Below are 13,829 nucleotides of genomic sequence, written 5' to 3'. Positions count from 1 at the left end.
CACCCGACCGACCGAGAGGGCGCAGATGCCGTTGCACATCCACCGTGCCGAGCGCGCCGGCGTGCTGGCGGACGAACTGGCCGGGCTGCTGGCCACGCCGCTGCCGGACCCGTTCGCGGCGGAGGTGGTCGCGGTGCCCGCGAAGGGCGTGCAGCGGTGGCTGACCCAGCGGCTGTCCACGATGCTCGGTGTCGCCGCGGGGTCGGGCGCGATGGCCTTCGCCCCGTCGACCGGCACCCCGGCGACCGACGGCGTCGCCGCGAACATCGAGTTCCCCACGCCCGCCGCACTGGTCGCCACCGCGTTGGCCGCGGCGAGCGGGATTCGGCCCGAGGACGACCCGTGGGCGCCGGAGCAGCTGGTGTGGACCTTGCTGCGGGTGATCGACGCCTCGCTCGGGCAACCGTGGTGCGCGGTGCTGACCCGGCACCTAGGCGGCCAGGACGGCACCGGCGGCGAGCACCGGATCGGTCGCCGCTACGCCACCGCCGCGCACCTGGCCGCGCTGTTCGACAGCTACGCGAGTCAACGGCCCGGCCTGATCGCCGCGTGGGCCGCGGAGTCGGACACCGACGGCGCCGGCCACCCAGTGCCGGAGGACCTGCTGTGGCAGCCGCAGCTGTGGCGGCGGTTGCGCGCCGAGGTCGGCACTCCCAGCCCGGCGGAACGACTCGAAGCCGCCTGCGCCCGGTTGCGCGCAGAGCCGGAACTCGTGCCCCTGCCTGAACGCTTCTCGCTCTTCGGCGCGGCCCGGATGTCGACCGATCAACTCGCCGTCCTGAGCGCCCTGGCCCGATCCCGGGACATCCACCTGTGGCTCCCGCACCCGAGCCCGGCCATGTGGCGCGCCGTGGCCGAGGCATCCGCCCCGAGCGCCGGTGCGGCAGAGTCCGGTACCCGCACAACGGATCTCGCCGCCGCCGTCGCGAATTCCGGCACCCGCGCCGCGCACAACAGCGCGGTGGTGCCGCACCATCCGTTGCTCGCGGGGCTCGCCCGTGACGTGCGGGAGTTGCAGCAGCGCTTGGCCGGTGTGGCCGATACCGACACCTATCACCCGGTCGCGGCCGACCCCGCGGCGCCGCGCGCCGCGACGCTGCTGGAAGCGGTGCAGGCGGGTGTCCGGGACGACCGGTGGCCGCCCGATACCCGGCACGCCGGTGACGGGACGGTGCGGGTGCACGCCTGCCACGGACCCGCGCGCCAGGTCGAGGTGCTGCGCGAGTGCCTGCTCGGCCTGTTCGCCGCGGACCACACCCTGGAACCGCGTGACGTGCTGGTGCTGTGCCCGGAGGTGGAGACCTACGCCCCGCTGGTGCGGGCGGCCTTCGGGCAGCAGGGCACGGGATCGGCTGGGCCCGTAACGGATTCGGCCCATCCGGCGCACCAGCTGCGGGTGCGTCTCGCCGACCGCGGTCGTGGTGTCACCAATCCGCTGCTCGCGGTGATCGGCGTGCTGCTCGAGCTGGCCGACGGACGCGTCACGGTCACCCAGGTGCTCGATCTGGCGGCGGCCGAAACCGTCCGGCGGCGTTGCGGATTCGACGACGACGATATCGAGCGGTTGCGCGAGTGGGCCGCCGAGTCGGGTGCGCGCTGGGGGATCGGCCAGCGCCAGCGGCAGGCCTTCGGCCTTGCCGACTTCGCGCAGAACACCTTGAACAGCGCGGTGGATCGGATCCTGCTCGGTGTGACCGCGGGCGAAACCTCCGAGGACTGGCTCGATCTCGCCCTGCCGCTGGACGACGTGGACAGCAACGATGTCGATCTGGCGGGCCGATTCGCCGAATTCATCGATCGGCTCGCGGTGTGCCTGCGCGATCTGCGTGGTCCCCGCCCCGCACACGAGTGGGCGGAGGTGCTGGGCCGCGCGCTGGATCTGCTGACCGACGTGCCGAGCGCGCAGTCCTGGATACGAACCGAGGCGCGCACCGAACTCGCCGCCGCCCTCGAACGCGCGGACGAGGTCGACCTGCGCCTGGCCGATGTCGCGGTGCTGCTGCACACGCGCCTGGCCGCGCGCCCCGCCCGCGCCAACTTCCGCACCGGCGAGCTGACTGTGTGCGGCCTGACACCCATGCGTTCGGTGCCGCACCGGGTGGTGGTGCTGCTCGGCCTGGACGACGACGTGTTCCCGCGCGCGGGCGGCGTGGACGGTGACGACGTGCTCGCGCGCGATCCGCTGCTGGGCGAACGCGATCCGCGCAGCGAGGACCGTCAGCTGTTGCTCGACGCCGTTCTCGCGGCCGAGCAGCGGCTGCTGGTGTTGCACACCGGCGCCGACCCGGTGACCGGCGCGCACCGTCCGCCCGCGATCCCGGTCGCCGAGCTGCTCGACGTGCTGCGGGCCCACGTCGGCGCGGCGGGGATGGACGCGGTGGTGACCCGGCATCCGTTGCAGGGTTTCGATCGTCGCAATTTCCGGGCCGACGCGCCGTTCAGTTTCGACACGGTGGCGCTGACCGGCGCCGTGGCCGCGGGGCAGCCGGCGCGGCCGCGGCCCGCGTTCCTGCCCGAGCCGCTGTCGACTCCGGAGCTCACCGATGTCGCACTGGCCGACCTGATCTCGTTCGTCGAGCATCCGGTGCGCGCGTTTCTGTGGCAGCGGCTCGGGTTGCGCGTGCCAGAACACGACGAGGACATCGCCGACCGGCTGCCCATCGAACTCGACGGGTTGGCCAAGTGGGAGCTGGGGGAGCGCCTGCTCGCCGCCCGCTTGAACGGGGCGGATCCGGCGGCCCTGCGCGCGGCCGAGTGGCGCCGGGGAACCTTGCCGCCCTTCGGTTTCGGCGCCGCGGTGCTGGACGAGGTCGAGCACACGGTGGACAAGCTGGTGCGCGCCTCGCGGGCCGACTACGAGGGCCCGGCGCGCGCGGTCGATGTCGCGGTCGATCTCGGCAACGGCCGCAGGCTCACCGGCACCGTCCCCGAGGTGCGCGGAGAAACCCTGGTGCGCACCACGTTTTCCCGGCTGGCCCCGAAACACCGGCTGGCGGCGTGGGTTTCCCTGCTCGCCCTCGCGGTCACCGAGGATCGAACCTGGCGGGCCGTCACCACCGGTCGCGGCCAATTCGGCCGTCCCGCCTGGCGTTCGGAGATCACCGCACCCGAAATGCCCGCCGCCCGCACGATCCTGCGTGAGCTCGTCGCCTTGCGCGATGCCGGGCTCACCGAGCCGCTGCCGATCACGCCCGGCGCCACCGCCGCCTACGCCGAACGCCGCTTCCGCGGCGCGACCGTCGAGGAGGCCGTCGTCGCCGCGGAACGCGAGTTCAACGGCGGCCCGAACGGCCCCGGCCCGTTCGGCGACCACACCGACCGGCACCTGCGCTACGTGTGGGGGCCTGCGCCCCGTCTAGAACACCTCATGGCGATTCCCGCCCAGGCCGGCGAACCGGGCGAGACCACGCGCTTCGGCGCGCTCGCGCGCAGGCTGTGGGCGCCGCTGCTGACCGCGGAGAGCCAGGGCCAGCCATGAGAGAGGGAATCAGGTCACAGCGCGCCGCGCGCGTGCGCGGCGCCGAACGTCGCCGAGGTGCGGTCGTGAGTGGTGCACGAGTGTGGCGGCACACGCGTGTCGGTGGGCCGGATTCGCGTGTCTACCGGGCAGAATGGCGGTTTCGGCGGGTCGAGAGGCGGGTGTTCGCGTGACCGTGCAAGACACCTCGTTCGTGGTGCCCGAGGTCGACGGGCCCGATGCCTTCGAGCCATACGGCCCGCTGCCCACCGGGACGACCGTGCTCGAGGCCAGCGCCGGGACGGGCAAGACACACGCCATCGTCGGGCTCGCGGTGCGGTACGTGGCCGAGGCGGGCATCGACATCTCCGAATTGCTGCTCGTCACGTTCAGCCGGGCCGCGACCCAGGAGCTGCGCGAGCGGACCAGGGATCGGTTCGTGCTGGTGGCAGCGGGTTTGGCGGACCCGGAACTGGCGCGCGCGCACGCCGACGACCTGATTCGCCAGCTGGCGCAGGCCGATCCGGACGAGGTGCGGCGCCGCCGCGCCCGCCTGCTGGCCGCGCTGTCGGATTTCGACGCGGGCACCATCGCGACCACGCACAGCTTCTGTCAGCGGATGCTCGACGAGCTCGGCCTCGCGGGGGAGCACGACCCCGGCGCGCGGCTGGTCGAATCCGTCGACGAGTTGGTCGCCACCGTGGCCGACGACCTGTACCTGCATCGGTACGCCCGCGGCGAACCGCCGTTCACGGTCAAGGAGGCGCACATTCTCGCGCTGGCCGCGGTGCGGGATCGCCACGCCGTGCTGGTGCCCGCCGGTGCGTCCGCGTCGGGCGAACGGGTGGCGTTCGCGACCGCGGTGCGGGCCGAAACCGAACGCCGCAAGCGCCTGGCCGGGCTGCGCGATTTCGACGATCTGCTGGTGCTGCTGCACGACGTGCTCGCCGATCCCGAGCACGGGCCGCGCGCCTGCCGTCGCATCAGGGCGCGCTACCGGGTCGCGCTGGTCGACGAGTTCCAGGACACCGACCCGCTGCAGTGGGACATCCTGCGCCGGGCCTTTCACGGCCACACCACGATGGTGCTCGTCGGTGACCCGAAGCAGGCCATCTACGCCTTCCGCGGCGCGGAGGTGCTCAGCTACCTGGACGCGGTCGCGCACGCCGACACGCGCAAGGAGCTCACCACCAATTGGCGCAGCGACGCCGGGCTGATCGCCGCGCTGGACCACCTGCAAGGCGGTGCGGCGTTGGGGCACAAGGAGATCAACGTCTACCCGGTCGCCGCCACCCGGCCGTGGTCGCGGCTGAGCGGGCCGCAGGAGCTGCGCACCCCGCTGCGCGTGCGCTGCCTCACCCGCACCGGTGCGGGCCCGCTGAACAAGTCCGGGTTCCCGGCGGTCGGCCGGATGCGGGCGAAGGTGGCCGACGACCTGGCCGCCGATATCGTCCGGCTGCTCGAGTCCGGGATGCTGCTGGTCACCGCGCCGCACCGTCCCAAGACTTCGAATGCCCCTGCGCGGCAGCCGGATACGGCGGACAGCGCCGATGACGCCGAACCGCCGCAGCACCGGCTGATCGGTCCGGGTGATATCGCCGTGCTGGTCCGGACCCGTTCGCAGATCGATGTGGTGCGCGCGGCGCTGGACCGGGTCGGCGTCGCCTCGGTGCTCGCCGGTGGCACCAGCGTGTTCGCGACAAGCAGCGCCACCGACTGGCTGTGGGTGCTGCGCGCACTCGAACAGCCGCACCGCGCCGACCGGGTGCGCCTGGCCGCGTGTACCCCGTTGATCGGTGTCACCGCCGCCGAGATCGACAGCGGCGGTGCGGATCTGGTCGGCCGGGTGAGCGCGCAGCTGCGCGACGCGGCCCGTTTGTTCGCGCGCGCGGGGTTCGCGGCCGTCTTCGAGAAGATCTCGGCCGAGGCGGATCTGGCGCAGCGGCTGCTCGCGGTGGAGAACGGCGAACGTCAGCTCACCGATCTGCGCCACGTCGCGCAGTTGCTCGATCAGGTGGCGCTCACCGAGTCGCTCGGGCTCACCGCGCTGTCCCGCTGGCTGGCCGACCGGGTGCGCGATCCCGCCTCCGGCACGGTCGCCGACCGCAGCCGCAGGCTCGACCGGGACGCCGCGGCCGTGCAGATCGCCACCGTGCACGCCAGCAAGGGGCTCGAATTCCCGATCGTCTATTTGCCTTTCGCCTGGGACAACGCGAAGAACCCCTACCCGGCGACGCTGCTGTTCCACGACGACGACGGGGCGCGCGTGCTCGATGTCGGCGGGCCGGACGCGCCCGGCTACGCCGAACGCAAGCTGCGCAGCGAAACCGAGGAGGCGGGCGAGGAGCTCCGCCTGCTGTATGTCGCGTTGACCAGGGCCATGTGCCAGGTCGTCGCGTGGTGGGCGCCCGCGATCACCACGGCCGCCTCGCCGCTGCACCGGATGGTGCTCGGCAGGCCCGACGGCGGCGACGTCGTGCCGCCACGGGCCGCGGTCCCCGCGGATGCCGTTGCGCCGGGGCTGCTTTCGGCGTGGGCCGCGGGCGCGGCGGCCGCGGTCTCGGTGACCGCGGTGGCCGGGGCCGAGGATGTGGCGATCCGCCGAGTGCGGACCGAGCAGGTCACCGGCGAGCTCGCCACCGCGCGGTTCGACCGCACCCTCGACCAACAGTGGCGCCGGACTTCGTATTCGGCGCTGACCGCCGCCGCACACGGTCCGGCCGCGGTCGAGGCGCTCGAGCCCGAGGACAGCCGCGGCCTCGGCGACGAGCCGGACGGCGCACCGGTCGAGGCGCTCGCCGAGGTGTTCGGTGGCGCGCCGTCACTGATGAACGCCCTGCCCTACGGCGCGGAGTTCGGCACGCTGGTGCACGGCGTGCTGGAGCTGATCGACACCGACACACCGGATCTGGCCGCCGAGGTGCGCACGCGGTGTCGTGCCGTGATCGGTGAGATCATGGCCGAAGTGGACCCAGAGGTGCTCGCAACCGCGCTGCTCGCCGTGCTGCGCACCCCGCTGGGCATCGGCGCGCTCGCCGACATCTCCAGCCGGGATCGGTTGAACGAGCTGGAATTCGAGTTGCCACTGGCGGGCGGTGACGCGCCGAGCGCCACGTCGGCCACGCTGCGCCGGATCGCCGAGCTGCTAGGTACCCATTTGCCTTCCGGTGATGTCCTTTTCGACTACGCCGAGCACCTGGCCACCCTGGAGGACCTGCCGCTGCGCGGCTACCTCACCGGCAGCATCGACGCCGTCCTTCGGGTCGCCGACGGCGCCGACACCCGCTACGTGATCGTCGACTACAAGACCAACCGGCTCGGCACCGGCGATCTCACCGTCGAGCACTACACCCGCGAGCGGATGGCCGCCGAGATGATCCGCTCCCATTACCCGTTGCAGGCACTGCTGTATTCGGTTGCGCTGCACCGTTATCTGCGATGGCGGTTGCCCGGTTACGACCCGGCCCGTCACCTCGGCGGCGCCCGCTACCTGTTCGTCCGCGGCATGGTCGGTCCCGAGACCCCGCCGGGCCACGGCGTTTTCGACTGGGATCCGCCCGCGTCGCTGATCGTCGCGTTGTCCGCGCTGCTGGCAGGGGACGTGCGGTGAGCGGTACGGTTTCTGGCTCGCCGCGCCCGCCGGCGCGTGTCGGCACGGGCGTGCGGACGTGGTGCGCGCGCGGTGAGCGGAGGACGCGATGACCTCGATCCAGTTGGCGCAGCGGGGAACCGGGCTGTTGCGCACGTTCAACGAGGCGGGCGTGCTGTCGGCCGCGGACGTGCACGTCGCGGTGCGGCTCGGCCGTCTGGGGCGCGAACAGAACGGCGAGGTGCTGTTCGCGGCGGCACTGGCGGTGCGCGCGGTGCGGTCCGGCTCGGTGTGCCTCGAGCTGCACCGGATGCGCGAGATCGGCATCGATGCCGACGAGACCTGGGACACCGGTGAACGGATCGACCCGGCGACCTTGCCGTGGCCCGATATCGAGGCGGTGGTCTCCGCGCTGCGGGCGAGCCCGCTGGTGACCGGCGGGCCCGCCGGCCCCTTGCGTCCGCTGCGGCTGGTCGAGTCACCGGGCGGTGATTCGGGCCCGCTGCTCTATCTCGATCGGTACTACCAGCAGGAACAGACGGTGCGCCGGGTGCTCACCGAGCGCAGCGGCGATCATCCGGTGGTCGACCCGAACATCGTTCGGCGCGAACTGGATCGGCTGTTCGACGCTCCGGTGGACGGGGCGCCGGACCGGCAGCGGCTGGCCGCCGCGCTCGCCGCGACGCACTGGACCACCGTGGTGGCGGGCGGTCCCGGCACCGGCAAGACGCACACCATCGCGCGCATCATCGGCCTGCTCGACGCGCATCGCAAAGCCAATCCCAAACTGCCCGCGTTGCGTATCGCGCTGGCCGCGCCGACGGGCAAGGCGGCGGCCCGGTTGCAGGAGGCGGTGCGCGAACAAGCCGACGCGCTCGGGCTGCCCGATCTCACCGCGGCCACCCTGCACCGGCTGCTCGGCTGGCAGCGCGGGCGCACCACCCGGTTCAAGTATCACGAATTCAACCGCCTGCCCTACGACGTGATCGTCGTCGACGAGACCTCGATGGTGTCGCTGACCATGATGAGCAGGTTGTTCGCCGCGCTGCGCCCGGACACCAGGCTGGTGCTCGTCGGTGACCCGGACCAGCTGGCCTCGGTGGACGCGGGCGCGGTGCTCGCCGACCTCGTCGCTGGGCCGGTCGCCGGGACGCCCAATCCGGTGCTCGATCAGATCCTCGGTCCGGACTCGCCGGAATCGGCCGCGCCGCACCAGCATCCGGCCGCGCTGAGCGCGCTCGAACGCACCCGCCTGCGCGGCGGCATCGTCCGGCTGACCCGTGGTCGCCGCTTCGGCGGCCGCATCGCCGACCTCGCGGTCGCGGTGCGCGCAGGCGACGCCGAGACCGCGCTCGACCTGCTCCGCGCGGGCGGGGACGAGCTCTCGCTCAGCGCGCCCGACGAAATGGCCGCCGTGCGTGCCGATGTCGTGCGCGCGGCCCGCGCGGTGACGGCCGCCGCGCTCGACGGCGACGCGGCGGGCGCGCTCACCGCGCTGGAATCCCATCGCCTGCTGTGCGCGCACCGGCAGGGTCCGTTCGGCGTCGAGCGCTGGGATCGGTTGGCCGCGGAATGGGCGGCCGCGGGCGGCGCCGGGCCCGAATCCCAGCACGCGCCTTGGTATCCCGGGCAGCCGCTGCTCGTCACCGCGAACGACCACGAGGCCCGCATCTACAACGGCGACACGGGTGTGGTGGTGCGCATGCCCGACGGCTCGCTACGTGCCGCGCTGCAGCGCGGCAGCGAGCCCTATCTGGTGCACCCGACCCAATTCCCGGCGGTGGTCACCGTGTTCGCCATGACCATCCACCGCAGTCAGGGCAGTCAGTACGACACCGTGTCGGTGGTGCTGCCCGAACCCGAGTCCACCCTGTTGACCAGGGAACTGCTCTACACCGCGATCACCCGCGCGCGCGGGCACGTGCGTGTCATCGGCACCGACGAGTCGATCAGGGCCGGTATCGCCCGCCGCGTGCTGCGCGCCAGCGGGTTGTCCAGGCCGGGCGGAGCGGACGGGCGATGACCTGGGGATCTCACGTTCGCGGCGCCCCGTGCGTCTACCCGGTGTGAGATTGCCTCCGTTCGAGGAAGTGGTGGCCGAGTACGGCCCGATGGTGTTGCGCGTCTGCCGGGCGGTGCTCGGCCCGACGGACGCGGCCGACGCGTGGTCGGAGACGTTTCTTTCCGCGCTGCGCGCCTACCCCGACCTGGACGCCGACGCGAACATCGAGGCATGGCTGGTCACCATCGCGCATCGGCGCGCGATCGACGTCGGCCGCGCACTGACCCGCGCGCCCGTTCCGGCGCCGACCCTGCCCGAGCGCCCCGCCGCGAGCCCCGACCCGGCGGATTACGACCCCGACCTGTGGGCCGCCTTGAAAGCGTTGCCGCCCAAGCAACGTCAGGCGGTCGCCTACCACTACCTGGCAGGCCTGCCTTACGCCGAGATCGCCGTGCTGCTCGGCAATTCCACCGACGCCGCCCGCCGTGCCGCCGCGGACGGCCTCAAATCGCTGCGCACGCTCTACCCGAAGGATGAGACATGATGGCCACCATCGACCGTGGCGACCCGGACGGCCTGTTCGACGGCCTCGCGTCCGGCAGCGCCGAGCTGCTGGCGACGCTGCGCGGACGGCTGGCCGAGCAGGCGCAGGACGCGGGCCTGCTCGACGTCGCCTATCGCACCGTGGACACCCCCGTCGGCACGCTGCTGCTCGCGGCGACGCCGACCGGACTGGTGCGGGTCGCCTACCCCAACGAGAACCACGACGCGGTGCTGTCGCTGCTCGCCGAGCGGGTCAGCCCCCGGGTGCTCGCGGCCCCGGCCCGGCTCGACACCGCGGCCCGCGAGCTCGACGAGTACTTCGCGGGCGCGCGCACCCGGTTCGACCTGCGGCTGGACCTGCGGCTGACGGCCGGCTTCCGGCGCCAGGTGATCGAGCATCTGAGCGCGATCGGCTACGGCCGCAGGGAAAGCTATGCCGAGGTCGCGGCCGCGGTCGGCAATCCGCGCGCGGTGCGCGCGGTCGGCTCGGCCTGCGCGCACAACCCGTTGCCCGTGGTGATCCCGTGCCACCGGGTGGTCCGCAGTGACGGCTCGATCGGCCAGTACGTCGGCGGCAGTGCCGCCAAGTCCACGCTGCTCACCCTCGAAGCCGCATGAATTCCGCTGCCGCGCAGGCCGAGTGCCCGCGCGGCGGACAGTCCCGCTGATCTTGGAGGCGGTATGACGAACACGAATACCCTTGCCGCGCTGACCGACCGAGTGGCCGCGCAACCCTGGCCCGACCTCATCGCGGAACTCGACGCATACGGCTGCGCCCAGACCGGGCCACTGCTGACCCCGGCCGAATGCGCCGAATTCAGCGCCATGTGGGACGACCTGAAGCGCTTCCGCGCGACCATCGACATGGGCCGCTACCGCTTCGGCCAGGGCACCTACCGCTACTTCGCCGACCCGGTGCCCGCGCCGATCATGGCGCTACGCGCGGCCTTCTACCGAAAGTTGTTGCCCGTGGCCCGTTCCTGGGCCGAGCGACTGGGTGATCCGGCGCCGTGGCCCGACGACTTCGAGGAGTGGCTCGCGGACTGCCATGCGGCGGGACAGACCAAGCCGACCCCGATCCTGTTGCGCTACACCGCGGGTGACTGGAACGCGCTGCACCGCGACCTCTACGGCGACCTGGTCTTCCCGTTGCAGGTCGTGCTCGGCCTCGACCGCGCCGGCCTCGATCACACCGGCGGGGAGTTCCTGCTCGTCGAGCAACGCCCACGCGCCCAGTCGAAGGCCACGGTCACCGTGCTAGAGCAGGGCCACGGCCTGATCTTCACCACCCGTGACCGTCCGACGCCGTCGAGCCGCGGCTGGTCCCGCGCGCCGGTCCGGCACGGCGTCAGCCGAATTCGCAGCGGAGTCCGGCACACGGTGGGCCTGGTCCTGCACGACGCGCGTTAGCGCCTCGCCCAGGAATTCCGGCAGGATGTACACGCTGCTCGACGCCGCGGGCCGGCCGTACCGCAGCCCGACGCCGGGGCGGTACGGCGGCCATCGCCGCGGCAAGCTCTACGGACGGCTGGACTGCCCGTCCGCGCTGCGCGCGCTCGCGCGCGGTGCGTATCGCGCGCACCGGGTGTTCTTCGCCGACGAGGCGACCGCGATCGGCGCGGGCTATCGACCGTGCGCGGTCTGCCTGCCCGAGCGGTACGCGGCGTGGAAGGCGCTGCGGCAGCACGACTCCGCGTGATCTCACGTTCCGTCCGCGCCGGACGTCTACCAGCTGACACAAGATCGACGAAACAGGAGTCAGTCATGAACACCGCCGCCCGCACCGTGCACGCCTCGGCCCTGGGCAATCTGCGTCTGGCCGCCGGGCCCGCGGGCCTGACCCGCGTGGCGTTCACCGACGCGCCCGCGGCCGCGCCGAGCGCCGAGAACTCCTGCGCGCTGGAGTATCTGCTCGCCGCGACCCGTCAGATCGATGCCTACCTGGCGGGCAGCCGCCGCGAATTCACCGTTCCTCTAGACCGTTCCGCGTTGAGCTCCTTCGATCGCGACGTGCTGTGCGCGCTCGAGGACAGCACCCCGTACGGCCACACCACCACCTACGGCGCGCTCGCCCGCGCGCTCGGTCGCGGGCCCGCCGACGCGCGCAAGATCGGTGGCGCGCTCGCCAGAAATCCGCTGCTGCTGCTCATCCCGTGTCATCGGGTCCTCGGCGCGGACGGCGCGCTCACCGGTTACGCGGGCGGGCTGCCCGCGAAACGCGCGCTGCTCGACCTCGAATCCGCCGATCTGCGCCTGCCTCTGGCGATCTGACCGGCGCGCGCCGACCGGGGCCGCGCGCGCCGAGCTACTTCCGAACGGAGACGGTCGTGCCCGCGGTCACCGTGCTCGGCTCAGGCGCCGATGGCGCGCGCCAGGTGCGGCCACGCGTCGTGCAGGTCGGTCTCGAACTGCCCCCAGGTGTGCGCGCCCTCCGGTCGGTTGACGTGCATCACCGGCAGGCCGAGCTGGGTCAGCCGGGCCGCGAAGGCCGCGGTGCAGGCGCTCGCGATCGCCTCGACCGGCGGGAAGGGCAGCCCGCCCTGGTCGATCGCGCCCGGCGCTCCGGTGGCGGCGGACAGATAGATCGTCTTCCCGGCGAGCGCGCCCGCGTTGGCGAAGGCGTCGTGCGCCCGCCAGATCGGGTCGCCGGGCGCGCCCCACATGTTGGCGGTGTTCGCGCCGCCGCGTCCCACCTGCGCGTTGATCATCGCGGTGCCGAGCGCGTCGGCGGTCCACGGGCAGCCGCTGAGGGCCGCGACCGCGCTGTAGTGGCCGCCGGACTGGATCGCGAGATCGACCGCGGAGCCCGCGCTCATCGAGACCCCGACGATCGCGTTGCGCCCGGTGCTGCCGAGCCGCGCGTCGAGTACGCCGGGCAGTTCCCCGGTGAGGTAGGTCTGCCACTTGTTGCGGCCGATCACCGGATCGTCGGCCACCCAGTCGGTGTACAGACTGAACTTGCCGCCCACCGGCATCACCACGTTGACGTGCTTGTCCGCGAAGAACTCCCGCACGTCGGTGTCGTCCCACCAGGAGATGCCGTCCTCGCCGCCGCCGATGCCGGTGAGCAGGTACAGGGTGGGCGCCGGCCCACCCGCGGCGCGGATCACACGGTTGCTCACCACCCGATCCATCGCGGGGGAGTAGACGTCGATCCGTGAGATGGTCTCGGCCAGCGGCACCTCCGCCACCAGGCGGGCCTGCGCCGCGGCGGGCCGGATGGCCAGTACCGACACCACGGCACACGCGAGCAGCACCCCGGCCGCGTAGGTCAACGACTTTGTCAACGCCATCCTTTCGAAATACCGCTGGATGATCATGCTGAAACCCCCTGCGCCGCGTCCCGATCCAGAACCGCCCGGCCGCAGCGGCCCGGACGCGAGCGAAACGCTTTCGCGTACCGCTTCGTACGTCCGCGCCGCAGTTACCGCCCGGCTTCCAGGCTACGAGCCGCGGCGGCGGCGCGGTGGCCCTGAGAAACCGGGGCACCGCAATCCGGGTCGGGCTCGGTACCCGCCCGCCCGGTCGGCGCTGCAATACGCTGCTCTTCCGAGATCGGTCGAGGCGGAGGATGTATGACCAGTGACGACCAGCCGGTCGGCCGCAAGAAGGACGCGGCGGGCACGCGGGCCGCGATCCTGAACGCGGCCCAGGAGCTGTTCGCCGAGCGCGGATACGAGCGCGCCACGGTGCGCGATATCGCGGCGCGCGCCGAGGTGAATCAGGCTCTGCTGTTCCGGTATTTCGGCAACAAGGACGAGCTGTTCCGGGCCGCGCTCGCCGATCGCGAGCGCCGGGTGCTCGAGCAGGGCTCGGCCGAGGGACTGCTCGCCAGGGTGCTCGCCCGGGTGCTGGAGGCCGAAGGCGCCCCGGCCCGCGGCAATTGGTTGCAGGCGGCGCTGCGCTCGAGCGGCCACGACGAGGGCGCCTCAGCGATCCGGCGCGAACTGGGCGACGACTACGTGCGCGCGCTGTCCTCATTGAGCGACGAGCCGGACGCGGAGCTACTGGCCGACCTGGTGCTGGCCTGGGTGCTCGGCATCGGGTTGATGCGTTCGGTGCACCGGCGCGAACCGTTGGCGAGCGCCGATGCCGAGGTGGTTGCCCGGCATGTGCTGCGCGCCGCGCAGGTGCTGTTGACCCGGGTCGAGGTGAATTTCCCTCCGCCGTAACGGAATCCGTCCGTTGACGGGGCATTGTGCGCTGCCTAACATGGGATGAATGTAAGCGGGCGCTTA

Annotated in this window: 10 protein-coding genes; 9 read left to right on the top strand and 1 reads right to left on the bottom strand. The window is 72.5% G+C overall.

Going from position 1 to position 13,829, the window contains the following annotated elements:
• Positions 1–25: 25 nt before the first annotated feature.
• The 8 genes from recC to F5X71_RS22310 all read left to right on the top strand — a co-directional run bounded on the left by recC (position 26) and on the right by F5X71_RS22310 (position 11,862).
• A complete protein-coding gene (gene recC, locus F5X71_RS22345; RefSeq protein ID WP_167463802.1) occupies positions 26–3,478 on the top strand; it encodes an exodeoxyribonuclease V subunit gamma in 3,453 nt (1,150 codons plus the stop codon).
• Positions 3,479–3,647: 169 nt separating this feature from the next.
• The gene (locus tag F5X71_RS22340; protein WP_174817115.1) at positions 3,648–7,067 is read left to right on the top strand and encodes a UvrD-helicase domain-containing protein; all 3,420 of its coding nucleotides are present in this window, start codon (positions 3,648–3,650) and stop codon (positions 7,065–7,067) included.
• Between the two features lie 88 nt (positions 7,068–7,155).
• Positions 7,156–9,069 (top strand): exodeoxyribonuclease V subunit alpha, encoded by a 1,914-nt coding sequence (recD, locus tag F5X71_RS22335; protein ID WP_167463801.1) that lies wholly within the window; start codon positions 7,156–7,158, stop codon positions 9,067–9,069.
• A gap of 49 nt (positions 9,070–9,118) precedes the next feature.
• The gene (locus F5X71_RS22330; RefSeq protein WP_167466643.1) at positions 9,119–9,592 is read left to right on the top strand and encodes an RNA polymerase sigma factor; all 474 of its coding nucleotides are present in this window, start codon (positions 9,119–9,121) and stop codon (positions 9,590–9,592) included.
• Entirely contained in the window at positions 9,592–10,209 is a 618-nt protein-coding gene (locus tag F5X71_RS22325; protein WP_174817257.1) for a methylated-DNA--[protein]-cysteine S-methyltransferase, read from the top strand. The genes F5X71_RS22330 and F5X71_RS22325 overlap by 1 nt, the downstream gene beginning before the upstream one ends.
• Before the next feature lie 63 nt (positions 10,210–10,272).
• A complete protein-coding gene (locus tag F5X71_RS22320; RefSeq protein WP_167463800.1) occupies positions 10,273–11,001 on the top strand; it encodes a 2OG-Fe(II) oxygenase in 729 nt (242 codons plus the stop codon).
• Between the two features lie 25 nt (positions 11,002–11,026).
• Positions 11,027–11,290, top strand: coding sequence for an Ada metal-binding domain-containing protein (locus F5X71_RS22315; RefSeq protein ID WP_167463799.1), 264 nt, complete (start codon positions 11,027–11,029; stop codon positions 11,288–11,290).
• Between the two features lie 65 nt (positions 11,291–11,355).
• On the top strand, positions 11,356–11,862 hold the full coding sequence (locus F5X71_RS22310; RefSeq protein ID WP_167463798.1) for a methylated-DNA--[protein]-cysteine S-methyltransferase: 507 nt from the start codon (positions 11,356–11,358) through the stop codon (positions 11,860–11,862).
• An 80-nt stretch (positions 11,863–11,942) separates the two neighbouring features.
• Here the strand turns inward: F5X71_RS22310 and F5X71_RS22305 are convergent, their stop codons facing one another.
• On the bottom strand, positions 11,943–12,884 hold the full coding sequence (locus F5X71_RS22305) for an alpha/beta hydrolase (RefSeq protein WP_174817114.1): 942 nt from the start codon (positions 12,882–12,884) through the stop codon (positions 11,943–11,945).
• 282 nt (positions 12,885–13,166) lie between these two features.
• Between F5X71_RS22305 and F5X71_RS22300 the strand changes: the two genes are divergently transcribed.
• Positions 13,167–13,763 (top strand): TetR family transcriptional regulator, encoded by a 597-nt coding sequence (locus tag F5X71_RS22300; RefSeq protein ID WP_167463796.1) that lies wholly within the window; start codon positions 13,167–13,169, stop codon positions 13,761–13,763.
• Positions 13,764–13,829 lie beyond the last annotated feature (66 nt).

This window comes from Nocardia brasiliensis (genome assembly GCF_011801125.1).
In the GTDB taxonomy this organism is placed as follows: Bacteria; Actinomycetota; Actinomycetes; order Mycobacteriales; family Mycobacteriaceae; genus Nocardia; species Nocardia brasiliensis_C.
The sequence above is the reverse complement of the archived record's forward strand: the minus strand, read 5'-3'. Positions and strand labels throughout refer to the sequence as shown.

Excerpts from the sequence above, each read along its gene's own strand:
- recC (WP_167463802.1), top strand. The coding sequence starts at position 26 with ATGCCGTTGCACATCCACCGTGCCGAGCGCGCCGGCGTGCTGGCGGAC.
- recD (WP_167463801.1), top strand. The coding sequence starts at position 7,156 with ATGACCTCGATCCAGTTGGCGCAGCGGGGAACCGGGCTGTTGCGCACG.
- F5X71_RS22325 (WP_174817257.1), top strand. The coding sequence starts at position 9,592 with ATGGCCACCATCGACCGTGGCGACCCGGACGGCCTGTTCGACGGCCTC.
- F5X71_RS22320 (WP_167463800.1), top strand. The coding sequence starts at position 10,273 with ATGACGAACACGAATACCCTTGCCGCGCTGACCGACCGAGTGGCCGCG.
- F5X71_RS22315 (WP_167463799.1), top strand. The coding sequence starts at position 11,027 with ATGTACACGCTGCTCGACGCCGCGGGCCGGCCGTACCGCAGCCCGACG.
- F5X71_RS22310 (WP_167463798.1), top strand. The coding sequence starts at position 11,356 with ATGAACACCGCCGCCCGCACCGTGCACGCCTCGGCCCTGGGCAATCTG.
- F5X71_RS22305 (WP_174817114.1), bottom strand. The coding sequence starts at position 12,884 with ATGGCGTTGACAAAGTCGTTGACCTACGCGGCCGGGGTGCTGCTCGCG.
- F5X71_RS22300 (WP_167463796.1), top strand. The coding sequence starts at position 13,167 with ATGACCAGTGACGACCAGCCGGTCGGCCGCAAGAAGGACGCGGCGGGC.